20 protein-coding genes are annotated in these 25,470 nt (G+C 67.4%); 6 read left to right on the top strand and 14 right to left on the bottom strand.

Annotated elements, in window-relative coordinates; all coding sequences use genetic code 11:
• Nucleotides 1-159: 159 nt before the first annotated feature.
• From NQV17_RS18660 to NQV17_RS18675, 4 genes are all read right to left on the bottom strand, one after another.
• Nucleotides 160-633, bottom strand: a complete 474-nt coding sequence (locus NQV17_RS18660) for a hypothetical protein (protein ID WP_257773467.1) — start codon at nt 631-633, stop codon at nt 160-162.
• Between the two features lie 155 nt (nt 634-788).
• Nucleotides 789-1,256, bottom strand: a complete 468-nt coding sequence (locus NQV17_RS18665; RefSeq protein ID WP_257773385.1) for a sodium:proline symporter — start codon at nt 1,254-1,256, stop codon at nt 789-791.
• Nucleotides 1,257-1,289: 33 nt separating this feature from the next.
• The gene (locus NQV17_RS18670) at nt 1,290-1,949 is read right to left on the bottom strand and encodes a hypothetical protein (RefSeq protein WP_044848640.1); all 660 of its coding nucleotides are present in this window, start codon (nt 1,947-1,949) and stop codon (nt 1,290-1,292) included.
• A 180-nt stretch (nt 1,950-2,129) separates the two neighbouring features.
• Nucleotides 2,130-3,107: a LysR substrate-binding domain-containing protein gene (locus NQV17_RS18675; RefSeq protein WP_257773386.1), complete on the bottom strand. Its 978-nt coding sequence runs from the start codon at nt 3,105-3,107 to the stop codon at nt 2,130-2,132.
• 57 nt (nt 3,108-3,164) lie between these two features.
• Between NQV17_RS18675 and NQV17_RS18680 the strand changes: the two genes are divergently transcribed.
• The 3 genes from NQV17_RS18680 (at nt 3,165) to NQV17_RS18690 (ending at nt 6,195) form a co-directional block, all read left to right on the top strand.
• Complete coding sequence (locus tag NQV17_RS18680; protein ID WP_257773387.1) at nt 3,165-4,067, top strand: DMT family transporter; 903 nt, start codon at nt 3,165-3,167, stop codon at nt 4,065-4,067.
• Between the two features lie 582 nt (nt 4,068-4,649).
• Entirely contained in the window at nt 4,650-5,804 is a 1,155-nt protein-coding gene (locus tag NQV17_RS18685) for a branched-chain amino acid ABC transporter substrate-binding protein (RefSeq protein ID WP_124523117.1), read from the top strand.
• A gap of 88 nt (nt 5,805-5,892) precedes the next feature.
• Nucleotides 5,893-6,195 carry an XRE family transcriptional regulator gene (locus tag NQV17_RS18690; RefSeq protein ID WP_257773388.1) on the top strand — a complete coding sequence of 101 codons (303 nt, stop codon included), beginning with the start codon at nt 5,893-5,895 and terminating at the stop codon, nt 6,193-6,195.
• 81 nt (nt 6,196-6,276) lie between these two features.
• On the opposite strand, the gene NQV17_RS18695 is transcribed toward NQV17_RS18690, so the two are convergent.
• Nucleotides 6,277-9,336 carry an FAD-binding and (Fe-S)-binding domain-containing protein gene (locus tag NQV17_RS18695; protein WP_257773389.1) on the bottom strand — a complete coding sequence of 1,020 codons (3,060 nt, stop codon included), beginning with the start codon at nt 9,334-9,336 and terminating at the stop codon, nt 6,277-6,279.
• 153 nt (nt 9,337-9,489) lie between these two features.
• On the opposite strand from NQV17_RS18695, the gene NQV17_RS18700 reads away from it, so the two are divergent.
• Nucleotides 9,490-10,380: a LysR substrate-binding domain-containing protein gene (locus NQV17_RS18700; protein ID WP_257773390.1), complete on the top strand. Its 891-nt coding sequence runs from the start codon at nt 9,490-9,492 to the stop codon at nt 10,378-10,380.
• A 32-nt stretch (nt 10,381-10,412) separates the two neighbouring features.
• Here the strand turns inward: NQV17_RS18700 and NQV17_RS18705 are convergent, their stop codons facing one another.
• The gene (locus NQV17_RS18705) at nt 10,413-11,261 is read right to left on the bottom strand and encodes a LysR substrate-binding domain-containing protein (protein WP_257773391.1); all 849 of its coding nucleotides are present in this window, start codon (nt 11,259-11,261) and stop codon (nt 10,413-10,415) included.
• Nucleotides 11,262-11,371: 110 nt separating this feature from the next.
• Here NQV17_RS18705 and NQV17_RS18710 point away from each other — a divergent pair, with 110 nt between their 5' ends.
• The gene (locus NQV17_RS18710) at nt 11,372-12,019 is read left to right on the top strand and encodes a LysE family translocator (protein WP_257773392.1); all 648 of its coding nucleotides are present in this window, start codon (nt 11,372-11,374) and stop codon (nt 12,017-12,019) included.
• A 43-nt stretch (nt 12,020-12,062) separates the two neighbouring features.
• On the opposite strand, the gene NQV17_RS18715 is transcribed toward NQV17_RS18710, so the two are convergent.
• The 4 genes from NQV17_RS18715 to msuE all read right to left on the bottom strand — a co-directional run bounded on the left by NQV17_RS18715 (nt 12,063) and on the right by msuE (nt 16,771).
• The gene (locus NQV17_RS18715) at nt 12,063-13,511 is read right to left on the bottom strand and encodes an APC family permease (protein WP_257773393.1); all 1,449 of its coding nucleotides are present in this window, start codon (nt 13,509-13,511) and stop codon (nt 12,063-12,065) included.
• 148 nt (nt 13,512-13,659) lie between these two features.
• Nucleotides 13,660-14,889 (bottom strand): SfnB family sulfur acquisition oxidoreductase, encoded by a 1,230-nt coding sequence (locus tag NQV17_RS18720; RefSeq protein ID WP_257773394.1) that lies wholly within the window; start codon nt 14,887-14,889, stop codon nt 13,660-13,662.
• A gap of 181 nt (nt 14,890-15,070) precedes the next feature.
• Nucleotides 15,071-16,174 carry a dimethylsulfone monooxygenase SfnG gene (gene sfnG, locus NQV17_RS18725; protein WP_257773395.1) on the bottom strand — a complete coding sequence of 368 codons (1,104 nt, stop codon included), beginning with the start codon at nt 16,172-16,174 and terminating at the stop codon, nt 15,071-15,073.
• Between the two features lie 36 nt (nt 16,175-16,210).
• Nucleotides 16,211-16,771, bottom strand: a complete 561-nt coding sequence (gene msuE / locus NQV17_RS18730; protein ID WP_257773396.1) for an FMN reductase — start codon at nt 16,769-16,771, stop codon at nt 16,211-16,213.
• A 514-nt stretch (nt 16,772-17,285) separates the two neighbouring features.
• Between msuE and NQV17_RS18735 the strand changes: the two genes are divergently transcribed.
• Nucleotides 17,286-18,404, top strand: a complete 1,119-nt coding sequence (locus NQV17_RS18735; protein ID WP_257773397.1) for a sigma-54-dependent Fis family transcriptional regulator — start codon at nt 17,286-17,288, stop codon at nt 18,402-18,404.
• Between the two features lie 172 nt (nt 18,405-18,576).
• On the opposite strand, the gene NQV17_RS18740 is transcribed toward NQV17_RS18735, so the two are convergent.
• The 4 genes from NQV17_RS18740 to NQV17_RS18755 all read right to left on the bottom strand — a co-directional run bounded on the left by NQV17_RS18740 (nt 18,577) and on the right by NQV17_RS18755 (nt 25,223).
• Nucleotides 18,577-19,674, bottom strand: a complete 1,098-nt coding sequence (locus tag NQV17_RS18740) for a collagen-like triple helix repeat-containing protein (protein WP_308236591.1) — start codon at nt 19,672-19,674, stop codon at nt 18,577-18,579.
• 970 nt (nt 19,675-20,644) lie between these two features.
• Nucleotides 20,645-22,099 (bottom strand): hypothetical protein, encoded by a 1,455-nt coding sequence (locus tag NQV17_RS18745; RefSeq protein ID WP_257773398.1) that lies wholly within the window; start codon nt 22,097-22,099, stop codon nt 20,645-20,647.
• A gap of 451 nt (nt 22,100-22,550) precedes the next feature.
• Nucleotides 22,551-23,621, bottom strand: a complete 1,071-nt coding sequence (locus NQV17_RS18750) for a hypothetical protein (protein WP_257773399.1) — start codon at nt 23,619-23,621, stop codon at nt 22,551-22,553.
• Between the two features lie 258 nt (nt 23,622-23,879).
• Nucleotides 23,880-25,223, bottom strand: a complete 1,344-nt coding sequence (locus NQV17_RS18755; protein WP_257773400.1) for a styrene monooxygenase/indole monooxygenase family protein — start codon at nt 25,221-25,223, stop codon at nt 23,880-23,882.
• Nucleotides 25,224-25,470: the final 247 nt, after the last annotated feature.

Below are 25,470 nucleotides of genomic sequence, written 5' to 3' on the forward strand. Positions count from 1 at the left end.
GAGGGCGGGATTTCGAGCAGTTAGGTGGGTGATGAGTTTGCGCATGCAGGCCGAACCTGCCTCGACTCCACGTACAGCAAGATCTGACGGCACCGCCCCTTCTCGATGACGCGGCACACGCACACTGCGGTGGGCGTCCGCCGCGCCGTATGCGCCGGCTCAGTGCCGCCTCATTCCCCCAAACCCGTGCTCACCACCGACGAACACCGGGCCACGGTGAAAGCCGGTGCCCATCGGAGCACCGACACGACCACGCATGCCCCCGTCGAAGTGACCGACGTGACCGAAGTGGTCGAAGTGATGGCGATGATGGAAACGGTCGATGAAGACGAAGCTGACGCCCGTGCCGACGAACACCGCCGGTCCCCAGTACCAGGGATCGGCGTACGGATAGGCGGTATCCGGATACCACACGATGCTGCCGTCCGTGCTCTGCATCATCTGCCAGGTGCCGTCGCCTTGCCGGCACGCGCGCCCGACGATCTGCTGTTCCGTGCCGTCGATTTCCGCTTGCATGACGACCGCACGGCAGCGGGCGCCTTCGTCCGGCGAGTCGTCATAGGTTTGCGCAAGCACGCACATGGAGCAGCCGAGACAGACGACGCCTATCCCGACCCGAAACAAGTTGCACATGATCGGCTCCTGCATTGTTGCCCCCGACCACCCGAGCCTTGGCGTCACGGACGACGCGTGGCTTCGTACAGGGTCACCCGACCATTAGACGATGTGGCATGCCCGATTATTCCTGGGGTCGGGATACGCATGCGTGATGCACGAACCGCCGACGATCATGCGCGCGCCGAACGCCGGACGATGCAGTAGATGCCCGCCGCCATCACGCCGAAGACCACATGGGCGACCAGCGTGATCGCGCCGCGCACCGGAACGAACCACGGGAAGATCGCGGTGAACGCGTGCAGGTTGATACCGTAGAGCACCAGTCCGAACGCGGCGCCCGCCACCAGCGCGGCGCCGGGCGACAGGTTGCGCACCATCCTCGCCAGCACGGCCGTATACGCAAGCGACAGCGCGGCATGCACCAGCGTCGCCACGCCCATGATCGTCGGATCGAAGCCCGCGGAGGCGCCGAGCACGGCTCGCCCCATCACGAGGGCGGCCGTCAGGCGCGCGTCGCGAAGCAGGTTGTGAAAGGGGTCTTCTCCGGCGATCGGCCAGAGCAGCAGCTCGATGACGGTCGAGCCGACCGCCGCGCCGAACGCTGCCCAGAGAATCGGGACCGGACCGTTCCGTTTCAATGGTGCTCCGCGATGGCCGCGCGCCGTGCGGACTTACAGCGGACGTTCGCAATCCGTCCAGTATGCGAACGGATCACGATGCTTCGGGTAGTGCTCGTCGAGCCATTTCAGCAACGTCGCACGCGCGTTGTCCAGATCGGCCTTCGACGACGACGTCGTCAGTTCGTGCACCTCGGCGGACTTTTCCCGGTCCATCACGTAGCAGTTCCAGTCGGGGCCGTCGAGATCCGGATCATCGGACGCCTTCGACGACTTGCGCCAGCCGACCCCCTTGCGCGCATCGATGTAATAGCGCGGATGCACTTTCAGATACGACAGCTCGCCGCCCTGCAGGCTGCTTTCCGCGCGCAGCACATCGCGCTCGTCGACGATCTGCGTGACTTCCGGCAGCCGGCGCGAGCGCCAGCCGGCCGGCAGCGTCGCCGTCGCCCGCACGGCGTCGTACGGGCCCCACGCGAGGCCCCAGGCCTCGGCCATGCGCTTCATGAACGCATCCGCGCCCGGATAGCCGCGCAACTGGATTCTCGTCGACAGCGTGACTTCGACGCGGCCGTCGGCGCCGGTCGGGTCGCCTGCCGCTTCGAACGGGTTGCCCGGGCGCGACGCGCGCTGCTGCGCGTCCGCGGGCGCCATGCCCGAAAACAGCTGGTCGAGCGCCGCACGCGCTTTCGACGACTTGTCTGGTCTATTCATTCCTCATTCCCTCTGCATTCGAACGGTTCAACACGCTCGATTCTCGTTAATCTGTCGGGCCCCGCGATTTTCCGCGGTCGCATTGTCGACGATCCGGTAGCCCGGGTCGAGCGGCGGCGCCGCCTGCGCCGCCTGCGCCGCCTGCATCGCCTGCGTCGTACACCTCGACGCCCCTGCCGCCTATCCCAGCGCGGCCCGCATCCGCTCCATCAGCGCGAGCACCTCCGGACGATTCTCGCCCTTCGCATGCACGAAGTGGTACCTGAGCGGCGACTCGACCTCATGCCGGCTCACGCGGACGAGCGCGCTGCGCCTGAGATACGCCTCCGCGAGCGGCATTCGCGCCAGCGCCACGCCGAGCCCCGCCTCGGCCGCCGCGAGCACCAGGTTGTAGTCTTCGAAACGGCGATCCTGCGCGCGCGGCTTGAACGGTATGCCGAGCGCGTCGAACCAGGTGCGCCAGCCGGTCACGTCGGAGTCGTGCAGCAGCGGCATCTCGAGCAGCGCGGCGGCGTCGTTGCGACGGCGCCGCGCGGCCAGTTGCGCGGCGAGCCGCGGATGCGCGACCGGATGGAGCGTCTCCGGCATGAACGCGCGGGTTTCGAGTTGACGCCAGTTGCCGCGCCCGTACCGGATCGACAGATCCGCTTCGCCGGCGGCGATGTCCACATTGCGAAGCTCGATGCCGAGCTCGATGCGCAGCGCGGGCGCCTCGCTCTCGAGCGCGTGCTGGCGCTCGAGCAGCCAGAGCTGCGCGAATGCCGGCACCACGCTCATCCTGACCAGTCGCGGCGTACGCGGCGAGCGCCACTGATCGGCCGCGCCGTCGATGATCGCGAACGCCTGTTCGATCCGGCCGACGAAGCGCTGGCCGTCCGGCGTCAGCCGCACGCCGCGCGCATGGCGTTCGAACAACGCCATGCCCAGCCAGTTCTCGACGGCCGCCACGCGCCGGCTGATCGCGCCGTGCGTGACGCCGGACGCGTCGGCGGCCGCCAGGAACGAACCCAGGCGCGCCACCGCACAGACGGTCTCCAGGCTGGCCAGCGGCGGCCGCGAGCCGGGTGCCGGCGTGACCGACGGCAGCGCGTCCGCCACATGCTGCGTGCGCGCCGGGCCATCGGCCCGGCGTCGCACCGAGCTGTGAGCCATATTCATACCCGCTGGTTGATCGGTGCGCTAGCTTAACATCTCGCGTCGCCGCACCATTGCCGCATGAACACGCTTTCGTCCCCCTCGTCGCGCAACGCGCGACTGCCGCTCGTCGCGGCCGGCGCGGTGGCGTTCACGATCGTCTCGTGGGCCTCCGCCTTCCCGTTCATCCTGATTGGCCTGCACGGGCTGGCCCCGCTGCAACTCGCGGCCGCGCGCTTCGCGACCGCGGCGGTGCTCGCGATCGCATGGCTCGCGTGGCGGCGGCCTCGCATGCCGGCCAGACGCGACGCGTTGCGCTTTCTCGTCTGCGGCCTGCTCGGCATCGCACTCTACAACGCGCTGCTCAATACCGGCGAGCAGACCGTGTCGGCCGGCGCGGCGAGCTTCATCGTGAACACGCTGCCGATCTTCACGGCGCTGCTGGCCGCGGTGTTTCTGCGCGAACGCTTCAATCGCCGCGGATGGCTCGGTTCGCTGGTCAGCCTGGCCGGCATCGCCGTGATCGCGCACGGCCAGCCCGGCGGCCTCGTGCTCGGCTCCGGCAGCACGCTGATCCTCGGCGCGGCATTGTGTTCGGCCAGCTATTTCGTGCTGCAGCGGCGGCTGATTCCCGTGTACGGCGCGCTGCCCTGCACCGCGTATACGCTGCTGGCCGGTGCGCTGCTGCTCACGCCATGGTTGCCCGGCGCGCTCGCGTCGCTCGGCGGCAGCGCGTCACGCGACACGGCGCTCGCCGTCCTGGTGCTCGGCATCTTTCCCGCCGCGCTGGGTTACGCGACCTGGACCTTCGCACTCGGCTACTTCGGCGCGGCACGCGCCGCCAATTTCCTGTACCTGACACCGGCCGTCGCGACGGTGTTGTCGATGGCGCTGACAGGCGAGCGGCCCGGCATCGAGACGGTGTGCGGCGGCCTGCTGGCGATCGCCGGCGTGATATTCGTGGCCTTGCGCGGACGGACGTAGGCATGCGGCCGCGCCGGACAGCAACGCCGGGCCGGACGATCCGGCAGCGGGCCCGCAGAACCGGCCTCGTCATCTGCAAAGCAGGGCGCACACGCTGCGCCGAACGGCCCGTCGCCATTCGCAATTCGCCGACGCGGCCGGGCTTGACCGTTAGTTGCAACAAACGGATGGCGGCATCTCGAGCAGCGCCACGGCGATGAAACTGTGCAGACGAATCGACCGAACAGTGCCGGATTGATTGCATCGCGCTGTCCATGGTCATCGGGATCGGCCCGGTCGAATAATCGAAGCAATCGACGGCGCAAGACGCTCACACCTGCGCGACGCATCGCGAAACGGCCGCGCCACCGCATCACATTTGCGCAAGGCCGGGCAATTCGCGGCAGCGGGCGCAAGCGCGTTCGGATATATTCATACGAATTGCGTGTCGGGACGCAATCGCCCGCTCGCTCGGGCACGGCCCGGGCGACATGCAAGCCGGGCCCGTCACGGGTACGGAGATTCGTCCGGCACACCGACCGCCTCACAAGGGCGCGCGGCAAACCGGACGGCACCAGAAATATCAATCAACGGAGATGGCAGATGGAACGAAGCACTGTCGGCATGCGCTGCAAACCCCTGATCACCGTCGCACTGGCGGCCGCCGCATTTGCGGCCGCGTCGGGCGCGATGGCCGACCAGGTCGTGAAGATCGGCAGCGTCGAACCGACGACGGGCGGCATTTCGCACCTCGGCAAGGACAACGAGAACGGTGCGCGCCTCGCGGTGGAAGAAATCAATGCGAAGGGCCTGACGATCGGCGGCCAGAAGATCACGCTGCAGCTCGACGCGCAGGATGACGCGGCCGACCCGCGCCAGGCCACGCAAGTCGCGCAGAAGCTCGTCGACGACAAGGTCGTCGCCGTCATCGGCCACCTGAACTCGGGCACGTCGATCCCGGCCTCGAAGATCTACAGCGACGCGGGCATCGTGCAGATCTCGCCGTCGGCAACGAACCCGACCTACACGCTGCAGGGCTTCAAGACCACGTATCGCGTGGTCGCGACCGACGCGCAGCAAGGTCCGGCACTCGCGAGCTACGCGCAATCGAAGGGCGTGAAGAGCGTCGCGGTGATCGACGATTCGACGGCGTACGGCCAGGGCCTCGCGAACGAATTCGAGAAGAAGGCGAAGGCGCTCGGCCTGAAGGTGCTGTCGCACGACGCGACCAACGACAAGGCCGTCGACTTCCGCGCGATTCTCACCAAGGTCAAGGGCGAGAACCCGGACGCGATCATGTACGGCGGCATGGACGCCACCGGCGGCCCGCTCGCGAAGCAGGCGAAGCAGCTCGGCCTGCGCGCGAAGATCCTGTCCGGCGACGGCGTGTGCACCGACTCGCTCGCCCAGCTGGCCGGCCCGGCCGCCGACAACGTGCTGTGCTCGCAGGCGGGCGCGGCGCTCGAGAAGATGCCGGGCGGCGCGGCGTTCCTCGCCAAGTACCAGAAGCGCTTCAACCAGGGCATCAAGTTCGATGCGCCGTTCGCGTACGACGCGGTCTACATCGCCGTCGACGCGATGAAGCGCGCGAACTCGACGGACCCGGCGAAGATCCTCGCCGCGATGCCGTCGACGAAATATGAAGGCGTGATCGGCACGACGACGTTCGACGCGAAGGGCGACCTGACGCACGGGATCATCTCGATCTACGGCTACAAGAGCGGCAAGAAGACCTTCCTCGACCAGGTGAAGATGTAACGCCTCGCGACGCCGGCACGACGGGAACGCCACCCGTTTGCGCCGGCGTCGCGCGGGGCCGATTCAAGTTTTGCGGAGACGAGGCGACATGTGTGCAATGGCGTATGCGGAATTTCAACAGGAGTTGAAGAAAGCGCAGTTGACGGCGCGCGAGTTCGCCCGGCTGATCCGGATGAACGAAAGTTCGATCACGAACTATTCGAGCAAGGGTACCGTCCCTTCCCACCTCGCGGTCATCGCGACACTCATCGGCGCGCTCGCCGCGCACGAGATCGATTTCCGGCACGTGATCGGCAAGACGGGCATCGAGCCGAAACGGCCGCGCGGCGTCGGCGCGTTTCAGGCGGCGGACAAGCCGCGCACGCGAAAGACCGCGAAAGCCGGCTCCTGAGCCGCGGCAGTCGGTAGCGGCATCGCAGGTGCCGCTCGACACCGCCACGCGCGCTGCCGCGCCGCGCTCGCGGCCCGCCCGTCACGCCGCCGCACGCACGTGCTCGAGCAGCGCCTGCAGCGGATGACGCACCTGCCGCGCGGACATGCGCTTCACCTGGCTGCGGCACGAATACCCGGTCGCCAGCGCTTCACCCTCCACTTCCGGCGCATCGACATGCGCGGCCCACGATTGCGCATAGATCGTGCGCGACGTCTGCAGGTTGCGCGCCTCGTGCCCGTAGGTCCCCGACATCCCGCAGCACCCTGCCGCCTGAACCGCCAGGCGCAACCCGCGACGCGCGAACACCTGCGCCCACTGCTTGCCGCTGTCGGGCGCGTTGGTCTTCTCGGTGCAATGCGGCAGCAGCCGGTACGCTGCCGATACGTCGTGCGCGTGCGCGCCCGCCCCGGCCTCCGGCATCGCATCCAGCAACCACTCCTGCGGCAGCGCGACCGTCGGCACGTCGGCGAGCCCCGTCACCTTCAGGTATTCCTGCCGATACGTGAGCGTCATCGCCGGATCGAGGCCGACGAGCGCGACACCCGAGCGCGCGAGCGCGGCCAGTTGCGTCGCGTTGCGAATCGCCGCCTGCTCGAACGCGCGAAGAAAGCCCTGCACGTGCAGCGCCTTGCCGTTCGGCGCGAGCGGCGCGAGCCACACCTGGAAGCCGATACGCGCGGCCAGTTCGATCAGCGTCGCCAGTTGCTCGGTGTCGAAATAACGCGTGAACGTATCCTGCACGATGACGACGCTGCGTGCGCGCTGCGCATCGCTCAACGCGGCGAGCGCCTGCGGCTCGGCCGGCCGCACCTTCCATTGCCGGATCACGGCCGCGAGGTCGAAGCGGCTCAGGAGCGGACTATCGACCATGCCGACGTGCCGCTCGAGCAGCGTGCGCACCCAGCCGGCGCGCATCAGGCCGTTGTACAGCGCGGGCACGCGCGCCATCCACGGCATCGTGAATTCGAGCGAGCCGATCAGGTAGTCGCGCAGCGGCCGCAGATAGCGCTGGTGATACAGCTCGAGAAAGCGCGAGCGGAACTCGGGCACGTTGACCTTGACCGGACACTGCCCCGCGCACGACTTGCACGCGAGGCAGCCGGCCATCGCGTCGTACACCTCGTGCGAAAAGTCGGCTTCGCCGTTGCGCGCGGCGCGGCTGTTGCGCCAGCGTTGCGCGAAACCGCGCAGGAACGGCTGCCGCGCACGCGCGGCCGCGACGACGTCGACGCCGGCCTGTCCTTGCAGACGCAACCATTCGCGCATCAGCGACGCGCGCCCCTTCGGCGACTGCACGCGTTCGCGCGTCGCCTTCCACGACGGGCACATCGCGTCGTCCGGGTCGAAGTTGTAGCACGCGCCGTTGCCGTTGCAGTGCATCGCCGTGCCGTAGCTCTGCCACACGCGCTCGTCGATCTGCCGGTCGTGATCGCCGCGCGTGGGCACCTCGTCGATCTTCAGAAGCCGCAGCGTGGGCGCCGGCGGCGTCGCGATCTTGCCGGGGTTGAATTGGTTGTGCGGATCGAACGCGGCCTTCAGCTGCTGCAGCGACGGATACAGCTCGCCGAAGAACGCCGGCGCATATTCGGAGCGCACGCCCTTGCCGTGCTCGCCCCATAGAAGGCCACCATGCCGCTGCGTAAGTTCGGCCACCGCGTCCGACACCGGCCGCACCAGCGCGGCCTGCTTCGGGTCCTTCATGTCGAGCGCCGGACGCACGTGCAGCACGCCCGCGTCGACGTGGCCGAACATTCCGTACTGCAGCCCGTGGCCGTCGAGCAGCGCGCGGAATTCGGCGATGTACGCGGCGAGATTCTCGGGCGGCACCGCGGTGTCCTCGACGAACGGCTGCGGGCGCGCCTCGCCCTGCACGTTGCCGAGCAGGCCGACCGCGCGCTTGCGCATCGCGTACACGCGCTTCACCGCGTCGTCGCCGGTCGCGAGCGTGTGGCCGAGCCGCTCGACGCTCGTGTCGGTGCGCAAATGCTCGACGAACGCACGCACGCGCGCATCGACTTCGCGGGCGTCGTCGCCGCAGAATTCGATCAGGTTGATGCCGAGCGTCGGACGCGCATCGTCCTGCGGGAAATACTCGGCCACGCTGCTCCACACGAAGTCCTTCATCGCGAGCATCAGCACCTTCGAGTCGACCGTCTCGATCGACAACGGCTTGAGTTCGAGCAGCGCGCGCGCATCGCGCAGCGCGTCCATGAAGCCGGCGTAGCGCACGTTGACCAGCACCGAATACTTCGGGATCGGCAGCACGTTCAGCTTCGCCTCGACCACGAAACCGAGCGAGCCTTCGGCGCCGCACAGCACGCTGTTCAGGTTGAAGCGGCCGTCCGGTTCGCGCAGGTGCGCGAGATCGTAGCCGGTCAGGCAGCGATTGAGCTTCGGAAACTTCGCGTCGATCAGCGCGGCCTTGTCGTCGCTGATGCGGCGCGCGGTGCGATAGACCTTGCCGACCCGGTCCTGCCGTGCGCAGCGGCGTTCCAGTTCGTCGTCCGCGAGCGCGTCGCTGTGCAGCTGCTCGCCGCCCATCAGCACGAAGTCGAGCGCGAGCACGTGGTCGCGTGTCTTGCCGTACGTGCAGCTGCCCTGCCCGCTCGCGTCGGTGTTGATCATCCCGCCGACCGTCGCGCGGTTCGACGTCGACAGCTCGGGCGCGAAGAACAGGCCATGCGGCTTCAGCGCGGCGTTGAGCTGGTCCTTGACGACGCCCGCCTGCACGCGCACCCAGCGCTCGCCGGCGTTGATTTCCAGGATCCGGTTCATGTTGCGCGACAGGTCCACGACCACGCCGTCGGTCAGCGACTGGCCGTTGGTGCCCGTGCCGCCGCCGCGCGCCGCCACCGCGACGTCGCGGTGCGCGGGTTCGGCGAGCAGGCGCGCGAGCAGCCGCACGTCGTCCGCATGCGCGGGACAGATCACCGCCTGCGGCAGGCGCTGGTAAATCGAGTTGTCGGTCGCCTGCACGGTCCGGTTCGCGTGGTCCGCGCGGATTTCGCCGGCGAATCCGGCCGCCTGGAGGGCGGCGAGAAAGTCGCGGTAACGAGCCTCGGGCGGGCTGGCGGGACGGGGCAACGGAGCGATCGGCATGGGATGAAAGCGCAATGTGGAGGGAGCCGGTGCGCGGCCTCGATCGAAAACATGAGTTTTGAGCAAGATTCCACGCAGCCCGGAAATCCAGTATCGTGCGAATCAGCGCGAGAAACAAACGAATTCTCCCCCGGCAAAACTTGCATAAAACTCATGAATTACCGTCGCCTGACCCCGTCCATGTCGCTGCTGCTGGTGTTCGAGGCCGCCGCGCGCCACGAAAGCTACACGCGTGCGGCCGACGAGCTGTCGCTGAGCCAGAGCGCGATCAGCCGGCAGGTCCAGACGCTCGAGGATCAGCTCGGCGTGCCGCTGTTCCGGCGTGAAGGCCGCTCCGTGAAGCTGACGGAAGTCGGGCGGCGCTACTTCGTCGAGCTGAGCGGCGCGCTCGGGCGCATCCGCGGCGCGACGCTGCAGGCGATGTCGCACCAGGCCGGCGCCGGCACGCTGCGGCTCGCGACCTTGCCGACCTTCGGCTCGAAATGGCTGCTGCCGCACCTGCACGATTTCTATGCCGCGCATCCGGGCGTGACCGTGCACCTGCATTCGCGGATCGGCGGCATCGACTTCCATACCGACGATCTCGACGCGGCCATCACCGTCGGCGCGGGCGACTGGCCCGGCCTGCACGCGCACCGGCTGTACAACGAGTTCCTGATCGCGATCGCGAGCCCCGAGTCAGCCGGGCGCCGCAAGGCCGGCCCGCGCGCGCCGGCATGGGCGGTCGGGCAGACGCTGCTGGGCGTGACGAGCAATCAGCACGCGTGGGCCGAATGGTTCGCGCATTTCGGGCTCGATCATCGCGAGATGCGCATCGGTCCCAGTTTCGAGCTGACGTCGCACCTGATCCAGGCCGTGCGGGCGGGAATGGGGATCGGCCTCGTGCCGAAGGTGCTGGTGGAAGACGAGCTGAGCCGCAACGAGCTCGTGTCGATCGGCGACGCGATCACCAGCCAGCGCAGCTACTACCTCGTGTATCCGCCGGAAAACGACACGCTGCCGTCGCTGGTCGCGTTTCGTGAATGGCTGCTGAAATCGTGCTGACGTGCTGACGTGCGGGCAGCCGCGCGGCGCGCTCACGCGCGCCATTCATCGAGAATCTGTTCGGCGAGGTAGTCGCACAGCGGGCGCGCCGATTGCGCGCTGCGCGCGAGCACGACCTCGACCGCGTCGAGCGGCGGCAGCCCTTCGCTCTGCGACAGCCGGACGAGATGCGCGGGAATGCTGCAGCGCGCGAGCGGCGCGATCGCGAGGCCGGCCTCGACCATGCTGAGCAAGCCGAGGAAGCTCGGGCTTTCGTACGACATCCTGAACGGAATCTTCTGCCGGTTCAGCGCCTTGAGCGCGTGATCGCGCGCCATGCTGCCGTGCGTGAAGAGCGCGACCGGCAGCGGCCGCTCTTCCCACACGTTCCGTTTCGCCGAGCCGGTCCACACGATCGGCTCGCGCCGCACCAGCTCGCCGGTCACGCCCTTGATGCGCGTGAGGCAGGCAAGATCGATGGTGTTGTCCTTCAGCATCGGCACCAGCGCGCTGCTCGGCTGGCCGATCACGCGCACTTCGACGCGCGGATGCATCGCGGCGAACTTGCCGAGCACCTGCGGCAGCAGCGACGAGATGTAGTCGTCCGGCACGCCGATCGTCACGCGCCCGCGGATCTCCGGCCGCACGACCGACGCCCACGCCTCGTCGCGCAGCGCCAGCATCCGGCGGCCGTATTCGGCGAGCATGCGGCCGTCGTCGGTGGCCGTGACGTTGCGCGTGTCGCGGATGAACAGCGGCTTGCCGAGTGCATCCTCCAGCGCCTTGATCTGCATGCTCACCGCCGACGGCGACCGGTGCACCGCCTGCGCGCCCTGCGCGAACGAGCCGGACTCCGCCACGGCCACCACCATCGCCAGCACATCGAGATCGAGCTTTTTCATGTCATTCAGAAAATCTGATCAATCGATTCAGTTTATCCCGTTTTACTGTCCTCCTCCAGGGCCGGACAATGGACGTCATCGACATTCTTCGCGGGAAGCAGCAACCAACCATGCATACCTCCGGCTCGCTCTACGGATTCCTGGTCATCGGCGGCATGCTCGCGATCACGCCGGGGCCGAACATGATCTACGTGATGTCGCGCTCGATCGCGCAAGGGCGCACCGCCGGGTTGATTTCGCTGGCGGGCGTGATGGTGGGCTATTTGCTCTACATGTTCGGCGCCGCGTTCGGGATCACGACGCTGTTCCTGAGTGTGCCGTACGCGGGCACCGTGCTCGGCGTGGTGGGCGCCGCGTATCTGCTCTACCTCGCGTGGCAGGCCGTCCGGCCCGGCGGCCGTTCACCGTTCGAGGTGAAGACGCTGCCGAACGAGCAGCCGCTGCGGCTGCTCGCGATGGGCGCGACGACCAGCGTGCTGAATCCGAAGCTCGCGATGCTGTTCGTGTCGCTGCTGCCGCAGTTCATCGATTACCGGCAAGGCAGCGTGTTCGGCCAGTCGCTCTTTCTCGGCTCATTGCTGATCGCGGCGTTCGTGTCGGCGAACGGACTGGTCGCGATCGGCTCGAGCCGCATCGCGACGTTCCTGCACGGGCGGCCGGCGCTGCTGCTCGCGCAACGCTGGGCGATGGGCGCGGTGCTCGGCGGCCTCGGCGTGCAGATGCTCGTCGAGGCGTCGAGCATGGCCGGTGCGGCGTGACGGCCGCGATGCACGTACCGATGTGCATCGCGCCGCCGCGCATTCACTTCGTCAGCAATTCGGCCTCCAGGTCGCGCAGCCGCTCCGGAAACCGCACGCGCAGCACCACGAACCACGCGAGCCCGACCGCCAGCAACGCGACGAACACGTAAGGCAGCCATGCATAGACGCCGTCCGGCACCGGATACACGCTGCCGGCGAGCGGAATCGCGAGCAGCACGACCGCGACGACGCTGATCGCGACGTGCCGCGCGCGAAGCCTGCGTTGCCGACGCAGATAGAGCGGCGCGCCGATCGCGACCAGCACGTAGGCGAGCAGCCAGCCGTAGGTGGCGATCGAGCTGAGATAGCCGTACGAATCGAGCAGCGCCGTGCCGCGTGCGGTCAGCACCAGCGCCGTCGCCAGCGCGAGCACCGCGATCAGCGCGACCGCGACGTGCGGCGTCGCGTTCGTCTCGTGCGCGCGCCCGGTCGACGCATGCAGCACGCCCTGCCGCCCGAACGTATAGACGATGCGCGCCGCCGCGTTGATCGACGAGAAGAATGCCGCGAAGAAGCTGAGCGCCACCCCGGCGTCGATCAGCACCCCGACCCACCCGGCGCCCAGCCGGTGCGCGAGCACCGCGAGCGGCCCGTCGACGCGATCGAGCGGCGGCGTCTGCCCGTGGAACGCGCCGACCATCCCGTACGCGCCGACCACGAACAGCAGCGCCGGCCCGACCACGCTGATCAGCACCGCACGCGGAATCGCGCGGAACGGGTCGCGCGCCTCGGCACCGAGCACGGTCGCGCTCTCGAACCCGGTGAAGCTGAAGAACGCCAGTACCATCCCGAGCTGCAGCTGCGTCGGCTTCACGCCTTCGAGCGTGAGCTGCGCGCGATCGACGGGATGACCGCCGAATGCGATCGTTCCGATCACGACGGCGGCGATCAGCAGCAGCGTCGCGAGCTCGACGAACAGCGTGAAGCGCGTGGACAGCCGGATGTCGCGGAACGCGATGTACCACGCGGCAAACGCGGTGACGACCGTGAGACCGAGCACCGTGCCGAGCGGCGTCGCGGCGCCGAGCAGCCCCGTTTCGCGGCCGAGCACGAGAAACGTGTTGATCGTGCCCTGCAGGATGCCCGCCGCGGCCACCGCATAGGCGATCAGCAGCGACCAGCCGCAGATGGCGCCCCAGGTCGGCCCGATGCCGGCCGACACGTATGCATACAGCGCGCCCGGCGACGCCGAATCGCGCGCGAACACCGCGATGCTCCACGACGAGAACAGCAGCGCGACGATCGCGAACAGGTACGCGAGCCAGGTGCCGTTGCCGGCCGTCGCGAACACGGCGGGAATCAGCACGCCGATCCCGCCCGACACGCCGACGAGGCCGATCGACTGCGCGATCAGCTCGGGCAGGCTCAGGTAATTGCGCCGCAGGCCGCCTGCCTGCGGCGCGGCGCCCGGCGCGGGCAGCGCCTGCGCGGGTGTGGCTGGATGACTCATCGATTCACCTTGTCATGATTGGGGCGGCGCGGCGTGTGCCGCGTCCGTGGCATGGCCTCGACGCGGGCCGCTGCGTGCGCCCGTACGAAAATGCGCGCCGCGGCGCGCATCGGAACCACGTCGCGGCGACGACGCCGGCGCGGGTTCGTCAGTTCCACGAATGGCGCGCGGGCTTCACGCCGTTGAGGTAGTAGTTGCCGACCGCGTGGTATTTCCAGCGCACGGGATCGTGCAGCGTATGCACGCGCGCGTTGCGCCAGTGGCGGTCGAAGTTGTATTTCGCGAGCGTCGACTTGCTGCCGCCCAGTTCGAACAGCTTGCTCGCCGCGAGCAGCGATACCTCGGTCGTCGCGATCTTCGCCTCGCCGACGGCGATCGCGGCCTGCGCGACCGTGTCCTCGTTCGGCTCGCGCTTCGCGACGTCGACGAAGCGCCCCGCGCGCGCGAGCAGCGCTTCGGCCGCATGCACGCGGTACGCGATGTCGCCGATCTGCGCGATCGTCAGCGGGTCCTCGCTCGCGCGTTCGACGCCGCTGTCGATCCAGGGCCGCGCATGCTGCTGCACGAATGCGATCGTGTCCTGCAGCGCGGCGCGCGCGATGCCGAGATCGATCGCGGCCGTCGTGATCTGCGCGAACGGGCCCGCGAAGGTCGGGCGATCGTACGAACGCTGCGTGTGGAAGATCTCGAACGCGCTCACGCGCACGTTCTCGGCGATCACGGTGCCACTCGCGGTGGTGCGCTGGCCGAAGCCGCTCCAGTCGTCGACCACGGTCAGCCCCGGCGCGCCCTGCCGCACGAATGCAAGTACCGCCTGGTCCGCCTCGTCGAGGGCCAGCACCGGAATCCAGTGCGCGAACAGCGTACCGGTCGAGTAGAACTTGCGGCCGTTCAGCACGAATCCGTCGCCGTCGCGGCGCACGCGGGTCCGGATGTCGAGCACGTTCTTGCCGCCCGCTTCCGAAAACGCATTGCCGTAGCGTGCGCCCTTCAGTACGAGATCGAAGAAGAAGCGTTTTTGCGCATCGTTGCCTTCGAGACGAATATCCTCGATCAGGCAGTAGTGATTCTGCGGAATCTGCCCGATCGACGGGTCCGCCTGCGAGACGATCGCAATCACTTCCGCGAGCGTGACGTTCGACACTTCCGCGCCGCCGTATTCGCGCGGCACGGTGATCCCCCACAGTCCGCTCGACGAGAACAGCTCGATTTCGTCGTACGGCAGCTTCCGTTCGCGATCGCGCAACGCCGCATGTTCGGCGAGTCGCGCCGCGACCCGATGCGCGACGTCGAGCGCCTCGGCATCGGAGCCGATGACGGGAACCGGCACAGCGTCTGCTTGCGGTCGTGTGTTTTCTTCGATGATTTCCGTGGACATGGAATTTCCGGCAAGAATCGTCATGGATCGACGGCGCCGCGCAGGCATCCGTCGACCGCCTGTTCCGATAGGCGAAGCGTCGGGCACCTCACCTGCGATGCTCATCGCAGGCCGACCGTTCGCCCGCCCGGTGCGCGCCCTGTCTCAGCGCCTCAGCGCTTCAGCGCGCAGGCGCCGCGTATCACGCGGCAACCGCCTGCCGCTGCGCTTCCAGTTCGCGCACGAGCGGCAGCACGCGCTTGCCGAAGTACTCGACTTCCTCGATGAAATGCAGGAACCCGGCGAGCACGAGATCGACGCCGATCGCCTTCAGCGCGACGATCCGCTCGGCGATCTGCTGCGGCGTGCCGATCAGGTTCGTGCGGAAGCCGTCGTTGTACTGCACGAGATCCTCGAACGTGGATTTCGCCCAGTTGCCCTCGCCTTCCGGCGACGCCTTGCCGGCCTCCTTCACCGCATCGCCGAACGCATTCACCGCCTCGACATGCGCGTGCCGGATGATGTCGTCGAGCACGGCCTTCGCTTCTTCCTCGGTGTCGCGCGCGATCACGAACGCGTTGACGCCGATCCGCACGCGATGGTCGTTCGCGGCGGCCTTCGCGCGGATGTCGTCGATCTGCGCCTTCAGGTTCTCCGGCGTATTGCCGTTCGTGAAGTACCAGTCCGACACGCTGGCCGCGTTGTCGCGCGCCGCGCGCGAGCTGCCGCCCTGGAAGATCTCCGGGTGCGGTTTCTGCACGGGCTTCGGGCTCAGCGTGTAGTCGTTGAAGCGGTAGAAGTCGCCCTTGAACGTGAAATTGTCCTGCGTCCAGATGCCCTTGAGCGCCTGGATGAATTCCTTCGAGCGCCGATAGCGTTCGTCGTGCTCGAGCCACGGCTCGCCGATCGCGGTGAATTCGCCCTTGAACCAGCCGCTCACCACGTTGATCGCAATGCGACCGTTCGAGATGTGGTCGATCGTAGCAAGCTGCTTCGCGACCACGGCCGGATGCCACGGCCCCGGCAGGATCGCCGCGAGCACCTTGAGCTTCGTCGTCGCGTGCAGCAGCGCCTGGCTGAACGAGACCGACTCGTGCTGGTATTCGGCGCCGTAGCCGGCCGTGAAGCGGATCTGGCTCAACGCGTAGTCGAAGCCGGCCGCCTCGGCCGTGCGCGCGAGTTTCTGGTTGTATTCGAGGCTCCAGTCGGTACGCTGCTCGATCGTACTGACGACGAGGCCGCCGCTGACGTTCGGCACCCAGTATGCAAATTTGACGCCGTCGGCCGAAGGTTCTTGAATGCTCATGAGAAGTCCTGAACGAAGGGGAAAACGAGAGACGGGCTAAGCGGCCGCGGCGGCAAGCGCGCGCGGACGCAGCTGCGGCACCGCGCGCTCGACCGCGAGCGCGATGCGTGCGCGCAGCGCAGGGTTCGCGATCTCGTAGCGGTCGAAATCGCTTTCGGCCGCGTACACGCCGATCGGCAGCGTGCGCGCCTGGAAGAAGCTGAAGAGCGGCCGCAGCTGATGGTCGATCACGAGCGCATGCCGCTCGCTGCCGCCGGTGGCCGCGAGCAGCACCGGCACATCGACCAGCGACTCGTGATGCACGAGGTCGAACAGGTGCTTGAAGAGGCCGGTGTACGACGCGCGATACACGGGGCTCGCGACGACGAGCGCATCGGCCGTCTCGATCGCGCGGATCAGCGCGTCGAGATCGGGCGGTACCTGCGCGCGCTTCAGCGCGCCGGCCAGCCGGCTGCCGATTTCGCCGAGTTCGATCGACCGTGCGTCGATCGGCAACGCATCGCCGAGCGCGCTGACGATCGCGTTCGTCAGCACCAGCGTGCGTGACGGCCGCTGCAGGCCGCCCGAGATGGCGACGACGTTGAGGGTGTTGCTCATGCCATGCGTTCCCGTTGTCGAGCTGCGCGTTGCCGCGCCGATACCGTGTCGGGTTTGCAAGGAGCGTGCCATTATAGAAGCGAGCGCGATCGCGTCGATCCTCTGCATGACGAGATATTGTTCGAGCGCCCGCCTGGCATGGCTTCCGCAGCCATATGGCCTGCCGCGGCAAGCGTTCCGGAAGTCACGTCACATCGATATTCCGCACGGCGATGAACCTGCGGAAACAGCTGTGCTGATGCGCTGCTGCTCAATCAGCAGCGTCGCGCGCTCCAGCCGTCCGATTGCGACGCGCCGCGCGCATCGCGTCGAGCGCGATACCGTCGAATCCGCTGTCACGGCAGCACGTTCCCGCGCCGTTGCATCCTGCGCAGCAATCCCGCTTTCGTTATCAGAAATCGATGTTTCCCGTGCGGCGCAAAACACTGAACACTCTGCTGACCGGGCAGCAACCGGACCGCGGCGCCCGCCGGCGCGGGTCCGGCCCGTTCGATCGACTCACGCCTTCATCGCCATGACTTCCCTGTTTGCCACGCCACGTCCGGTCAATCTTCGTGTCGTCACCGCGCAGCCGGACGAATCGCATAGCGCGCCCGTTTCCGCCCTCCCGGCCCACCACGCGCCGACCCGCCCACGCGCGCACGTCTTCGTCGATCCACGTTCGCTCGCGCTGCTCGAGCGCGTGCGGCGCGTCGCGCCGAGCGACGCGAACGTGCTGATCGTCGGCGAAACCGGCACCGGCAAGGAGCTGATCGCGCGCCACGTGCACGATGTCAGCCATCGCGGCGGCGGGCCGTTCGTCGCCGTGAACTGCGGCGCGCTCTCCGACACGCTCGTCGACAGCGAACTGTTCGGTCACGAGAAAGGTGCATTCACGGGCGCGGCCGGCACGAAGCCGGGCTGGTTCGAGGCCGCGAACGGCGGCACGCTGTTTCTCGACGAGATCGGCGACCTGCCGCTGTCGATGCAGGTCAAGCTGCTGCGTGTCTTGCAGGAGCGCGAGGTCGTGCGGCTCGGCTCGCGCACGGGCATCCCGATCGACGTGCGCGTGGTGGCCGCGACCAACGTCGACCTGCAGCAGGCGGTGGCGGACGGACGGTTTCGCGGCGACCTGTTCTACCGGCTCAACGTCGTGCGGCTCGACGTGCCGTCGCTGCGCGAACGGCCCGGCGACATCCTGCCGCTCGCGCGCCACTTCTTCGACGCATACCGCGGCCGCCTCGGCCACGGGCCGCGCAGTATCGACCCGCGCGCGGCGCGCCGGCTCGAAGCGCATTCGTGGCCCGGCAATATCCGCGAACTGGAGAACGTGATGCATCACGCGCTGCTGGTGAGCCGCCACGATGCACTGCAGGACACCGACCTGAACCTGGCGTCGTCGTGCGTGCCGGTCACGGCCGCGCGGGACGCGACGAGCCGGGTGCCGGCCCAGGAAGCGCTCGAGCTGGCGCTGTGCGCGCTGTTCGACGAGGCGCACGAGAACCTGTTCGAGCAGATCGAGGACACCGTGATGCGGGTCGCGTTCGACTTCAGTCACCGCAACCAGATCCAGGCCGCGCGCCTGCTCGGCATCAGCCGCAATGTGCTGCGTGCGCGCTTGATTCGCGCGAAAGCGATCGCGGCAGCCAAGTAGGCGCGATCGCTCGGCTGCACGCGATGCCGCGCGTCGGCGCTGCAGGTGACGGCCGCGTCGGCGCGTCGCGCGTCGCGCATCGTCGACGGCGTGGCTCGGCGAAGGCGATGCGGCGCGCGTTCCCGCAGCGGCGAGCCGCGCATCGTCCGGCCGCTCGCCGCGCGGTACGCCGCTATTTCCCGACGCCGCCCGTCACACCGCCGAGCAACGACGTAACGGGCGCGAGCGGATTCGCCGCGGCACCGGCGCCGCCCGCGCCACTACCGACCACGCCGGTGACCGTCGACACGAGAGTGGTCACCGGAGCAAGCGGGCTCGCCGCGCCGTTCGACGGACCGTTCTGCACGGTGGTGATGGAAGCGCCCGCGAGACTCACGATCAGGCCGGGAATCGGCGCGACGCCGTTCGGGCCGTTGGCGTTCACGAGTCCACCTGCGTTCGTGACGGTATTGCCGAGCGCGCCGACGACTTCGCCCACCGCCCCGACCGCCGGTTGCGACGAAACGGAGCCCATCCGCGCCCCGGTCGTCGCCAGCACGCCGCCGACCTGCCCGAGCAGGCCGGCCACCGGCTGCCCGAGGCCCGTGGTCGCGCCGATCTGCTGCGTCGCCTGGCCGGCCGTGATGACGAGCGGCGTGACGGCCGAGCTGAGCGGCTGCGTGACCTGTTGCACGGCGCCCGATGCCAGCGTCGCGCCGACCGTCTTGCCCGCCGTGCCGAGGCCGCCGGCCACGGTGTCGAGCGCTGCGCCGACAGGGGTGGTCACCGGCGCGAGCGGCGCCAGCGGCCCCGAGCCGAGCGCGCGGACGGTCTGCGCGAGGCCCGCGACCGGATTCGCCGTTGCGCCGACCACGTCGCCGAGGCCGGCAACCGTCGTGCCGACCGGATCGGACGTCGAGCCGATCCTGCCGAGCCCGTCGCTGAGCGCATCGGTCGCGGCGCGCGAAATCGTGCTGACGCTCGAGATCGTGTCGCCTGCGCTGCGCGTCACGGCGTTGCCAAGGACCGGCAACGACGCCGCGCTGACGGTCGAGCCGACGCCGACCGCGAGCGCGCCGGCGGTACTCACGACGCCACGCGTGCCGGGGGCGCCGCTGGTGCCCCAGCCTCCGTCCGGCGTGTTGCTGCCGGGCGCGTCGCCGGCGATGGTTGCGCCACTGGTGCTCGCGGCGGCGCTCGACGGCGCGGCGACGTCGTTGCCGCCGCAGGCGGCCAGCACGCCTGCGGCGGCGAGCAACGCCGCGGACGTGACAATGCGGGTGCGATACATGGTGGTCTCCTCGCGGTCCGGGCGATGGAAGGTTCGATTGAGGACCGGAGGAAAAAACAGCATTTTCCATGCCATTGGCGCGAGCGAACGGGCATTCCCGCCGCCGTGCCGGCGCCCGCGGGCCCGCGGGCCCGGACAAGCGCCTGCCCGCGATCGCGATCGATGCGTTTCATGCCCATGAGCGGCGCTGGCATCGTTACATTCGTGCTACGAATGCTTCGATGTTACGTAACGCCGAGCGCGCGGCGCACTGCTTTCCGTAGACCGGAGCGATACGTACCGATTGCGGCTCGACATTTCAACCGGGCGGCACGGCTATCCTGGCGCTCTTACGAGTGGGGGCCGCCAACGTTCTCCAACAAATCGTCGAGATACCCGGCAGAGTGAACGCCCTGGAGGCCGCCGGCGCCGAGAGCGGCATTCGTGGCTGCGACATGTGCGGCGCCGTTTCGCGCGTAGCCTGCCGCTGCGGCAATCTTGTCCTGAAGCGTCGAAGGCCCCTGGCTGTTCGCAAGTTGGTGCTCGTATGCCGATAGAGTCGTCATCGACGCCGAGGTGGCTGGCTGCGACCTCAATTGTCTTAGTGCCGAATTCGTGCTTATGGCACCGACAACCTTCGGAGAGTTGCCGATCGTTGCCGCAAAGACGCTTGCGGCAAAATCCTGCACCTGCGCAACTGTGTGGGACCGGCGCGGTGACGCGGGTAGCCCGCTCAACTGAGGATGACTTTTCGGACTTCCGTCATTCGGGGCTGCGTTTGCGCGGGCATTGGAAGTCGCATTCTCGCGAAGGTCGCTGTACTGACTCGGCGTGCTGTTCGAAACCTTGGAAATTGGCACTTTGTGTTTCCATTAAATAATGTACGGACAGTGTTGATCTATCGCGTTGTGAATATCACCTATGGCTGGGTACTGCGGCCGTCAAAATCCGGGCGGGCGCGTCAACGCCGTGCGCCCCCCGAATATCGCGTTCAGGCGACATTGTTGTTGCCGTTTTGGTTACCTGTCACGAAGTTCACCCCGTCGTTCACATCGTCGACCTTGCCGATCGTACGGATGCTGCTCAGTGTCGCGTCGGCGACGCTTTGCGTGGCGCGCCCCGCCACGCTCAAACCCTCGGCGGCAATCCTGAGTTCGGGCGCGGCGATCGTCGCCAGATCGGTCAAGGCAGCGCCAGCCGCTTCGCCGAACAGCTTGAGCGCCCCTTTGACATCGCCATGAGCGAGAGCGTTGAAGCCGCCGACCGTATCGGTCACGGGCGCCACGAGCGACTGCATCATGTTGCCGGCCATGTCCTCGACCTTTTCAAACGCCTTCGCCCCGCGTGTCGAGCCGCGATACAGGGTATCCGCGCCGAACGCCTCCGTGAATGCCTGCTCCTCGTGCGTGTTCACCTTGCCGGCACCATAATCGCCGACCTGGCTACCGAGTATCTGCGCGTCCTGATCAGTGAACGTGTTCGGCACCGCGCCGCTTTTCTCCGCGTTCTTCAACTGGATCATGTCTTCGACCATCGCGTTGCCGTCGTGTTTTGCCGCATCCTCCCGGAATTTCGCCGCCAGTTCCGGATCGGCCTCCTCCATGTGCTGCATCGCCTGTTGCGTTTTCCGCTGGGTCACGGCCTGACCGGCCTCGAGCATGTCTTCGGGCTTCTTCTTGGCCGTCTTGTCCTCGATACCCTTTGCGATGGCCCCGATCGGCGTGAAGCTCTCGGCCACCTTCTTGAACTGATGCCAGGCGCGCGTGTCGCCGCCCTTGATGTAACTGCCGCCCAGTACCTCCTGGGCCTCGGCCTTCACCTGCTTGTTGATCTTTCCGCCACCGTGTTCGTTCGCGAGGCGCTGCGCGCCCGAGACTTCGGCGATCGCTTGATCCTTGGTGATGGCGCCTTCCTTGTAAGCCTGCAACACGTCCTTGACGAGCTCGTTGCCGTTTCCGCTCTTCGCGTCCTTCATCGTCTTCGCGTACAGCGTCGGATCCTTGTCCGCCGTCTGCTGCATCGCGTTCTCGAGGTCGCTGTTGCCCGTCGACGGTGTGCTCGAGGTGGACGCCGTCGTGCTCGTCGACGGTGTGCTCGCGGTGGACGACGAAGTGCCCGTCGTCAGCGGGTCCGCGAGGGGCGGCGTTTCGGTCGTCATTGGCATGCTTTCAAGGGACAGCGTGCCGCCCGTCGTCAGCGGGTTCCCGAGGGGCGGCATATTGCCCGTCGTCGGCATGTTTCCGGAGGAGAACGGCGAGGCAGCCGTCCCGCCGCCCATGGCGCCCTGCAACTGGGTCAACGCCTCCTTGATCATCGACATCGCCACCTGCTTCATCAGATCGTCGACATGCCCGATGTCCGGCGACATCCCCGGCTGCAGACCGCTGGCTGCGGGATCGAAAAGGCCGGGACCCGTGTTGATGTTTCCATTGACCAAAGTGACCATTGACGTGCACCTCCTCGTAGACATTACTTGAAACGGAGCTGAAACCCGCGCCGTAGCTGAGTGCGGCGTGGCGTGTACGTCGTCGACTGTTTCAGCAGTCCGGGTGGCAGACATACGCATCGGCGACGCAAGCGCGATCGCGTACCTATACGAAGTCCATCATGTCATGTCGATGCCGGATCCTGGTCGTGCGCGCGAAGCGATTCGCCGCGAAACGAATCGACGTCGATACCCGGCAACATGCCGTCGGCAATACACGAACCAATTCAGGATGGAGACGGTCCGGTCGGCCGAGAGCGTCGGTCAGCATGAGGCCGCTCGAACGCGGGGCGTGAGTGATCGCGCGATGAGCCCGCGGCCCGCGCGAATCGCGCGCGAAGCGCATCGTCATGGCGTTCAAGCCAGATGCAATCGGCAGGAATCCTGTCGATTCGCGGTTTTTCGGCCTGGATCAGGACGTAGTCTGAGAGAAGATCTTGAATGAAGCGTAAGCTGCCGGTTTGCTCAGCGCGGCCCGATAGTCCTGGTAGTCGTGAAGCGCGACGGACGGCGTAAAGACCTCCCCGGTCGATGCGCTTTGATAATGCGTGGACGGCTTCTCGGCCGTTGTGACGCAGTCGAACAAACTGATGCCATGTTGACGGCATATGTCGTACACGTTGCGAAGAAGGGCCGGGCCGACGATCGGTCGGTTCTGTCCGCGAAGATGCGCATCAACCTCGTCGCTGGCGACCCTCTGACGAGCGAGGTCGGATAGCGCCTCCAGCGGTAAATCCTGGAATGCGCTTGCACCTGCGACAGCCTGCATCTTGACTTGATATGGGCGCGTCCTGTATTCCGTGTTCGCCCAGGATTTTACGATCGGCAGTGCCTCCCAGATATCGCCGACCAGCACGTCCGAGGCCTGACGTGGGTCTCGCGGATCGCCGACCAGAACGAAGCCGTGCGGATCATCATTCGTGGCAAATATCACCGGATAGCGTTCCATCCAGCGGGTCGAGCGGCCGGCTGCGCGTTCCCGCATCGCCGCTCGAGCCTGACTGGTATTGTCCGCTGCCAGCACTCTGAACAAAGCGTTGTTGACGTCCGTGCAAACCCCGGTTCCCCAGCGCACGGTTTCGCGCGCCGATTCCGCGGAATACTGCGCAGGCCTGTTGCCTGAGGTCAGGCGCATCTCATGGCGATGGAACGCCTCCCCGTCCGACGCCACGATGCTCGGAACGTTGTTGGGACGATACGGCACGAGTTCCGAAACCCGATGCTGAATCGACTCGAGCCGTTTCATCCTGTCGAGCGCGGGCTGGCTGATTTCCTGCTTCGGCTGGGCGGCCGGCACGACACGTCGGGCAATCGCTTGCAGACCGCCGAGAATACCGGGCGCGGCCGCCGGCTGACCGCTCAATGCTTCCTGCAGACGGGGCTGGGATACCCGTGCGGTACGCGACGGGGTCCCGTCCGGGCTCGCGCCAACGCTCCAGTCGAGTGTCTGGCTATTGGGGAGGGAGGTGAGGCGATTCGTCATGGCAGCAATGATCCGTGCGGTATATGGGTCACCCGCCCTACACGATAATCGGCATCTTCATCGCATCGACGTGTTAGCCGAAGACAATTCGCTCCAGCCGAAGTCGGCACGCCCGAGCTCCGCGCAACTCGATGCAGTGCGAGCGATGCGCCGTGTTTCACGGCCGGCCTCGCGTTCACATCGGCAAACGCGCTCCCAAACTCCAACACTCGTTTCTGTCCAGGATTTCCATCGCAGCTCATTCGCGGCGCGATTTCCTCATTCGACGAGTTCCTTGCCGAGCAGTAGCGGAAGAAGGGTTTCGGGTTGATCGAAGCCTTGTGCGAAGCGGTCGGCAAGCGCGAGATCAGTGCTGGCCCGGTAGAGCAGTTCGAGCACCGGAGGCTTGGGCGGCAGCAGGCTGAGTTGCGTCCACAACGTCCCGGGGCGCACGCAGCGCCACATCGCGCCGGCCACCTCCTGCATCCACGCAGCGTCGAATGGCAGATGCCCACGCTCGCGAATGGCAGCCAGGCATGTCGCCGCGACCTTCGCGGCGTTGTTTGCTCCCTGGCCTACCAGCGGGTCATTCAGCACCACCGCGTCGCCCAGGCCCAGCACCATGCGCCCGGAAGGCAGCACGCCCACTGCGTGCCGCACTGTCGGCGTGATCTTTCCAGCCAGGTTGGCAAGCGCATCGGTTGGCCGGGCCGTGGCCAGTCGCTCGGCCTCCGCGGGGAGCAGCCGAGCCAGCGCGCCGTGCATTGCCGCCCATTGCTCGTGGGCCCCCAGGCCCGGAGCGACCACGTCCAGCGGGCCGTCCGGGAACGCCTCGAAAAACAGGATCTCGCAAGCGCCGTCCAGTGTCAGGGCCGGAAATCGCATCAGCCCGCCGGCGCCCGGCAACGCCGTGGAATGGATGCCGCCTTGCCGCTCGGGCGCCGCTCCGCCGCGCAGATAGACCATGGCAAGGGTGCGCATCGGCCTGGAGAACGGCGAGTGCTTGCGGTCCACTTCGAACAGACTGCCCAGCGCGCCCTTGCCCGTCGCCACGACGACCAGTTCGCTGTCCTTCGCGTAGGCATCGAGGTCGTCAACGTCCGCACGGAGAATGTCCAGCGTGCCGCCAAGCCGCTGGAACTGGTCCAGCCACACGGGAAACTTGAGACGCTGGTCCACCGACTGGGCAGGCGCGCGCAACCGTCCCGTGAAATCGACACCCGGCAGCGCCATGCCCGGCGGCGCACAACTTTCAATCCGGACGCTGTTGATCTCGGGACAAGCTTCCGCCCACTGGTCCATGCCGAGCGCACGTTCAAGGTCGAGCGCCTGTGCGAACATGCACTGGCTGGACAACACCCGGCCATGGGCAATCTCGTCGGCAGACCGGTCCTGCACCAGCCGAACCGAATGGCCGTCGCGGCGCAGGCCGACTGCGAGCATCAGTCCTGCCTGGCCGCCGCCGACCACGGTGATGGCGCGACTCGGCCGGCGCGCTTCCGCGCCGGGTGCCGGGGCGCAGCGCACAGGGCGATCGGCCCCGGCGACCTGCGCAGGCACCTCGCGCGTAACGCCGGCAGTTTCCGTTGCGAGGGCGTCCTCGATGCGTAATACGTCAGTCATGCTTGATTTCTCTTTCACGTGGCCGGCCATGCCGGGTCATGGGCGCGAGGACCGACGGGATGGCGTCGATCGGCGGTGAGGAACGGATCGCCCGTGTGGCGCTTGCCAGGCCGACGGCCGCACGCCCTGTATGGCTTGATGCCGATATCCGCCGGCAACCGCGCGCGCCCGAACGGGTTCCGCGCGCCCGCTGACGGCAAAGTGCGATTGAATGCGCAATTGCAGGAAGCCATGAACGCTCGCGTGC

It is taken from the genome of Burkholderia sp. SCN-KJ (genome assembly GCF_024656005.1).
Taxonomy (GTDB): Bacteria; Pseudomonadota; Gammaproteobacteria; order Burkholderiales; family Burkholderiaceae; genus Burkholderia.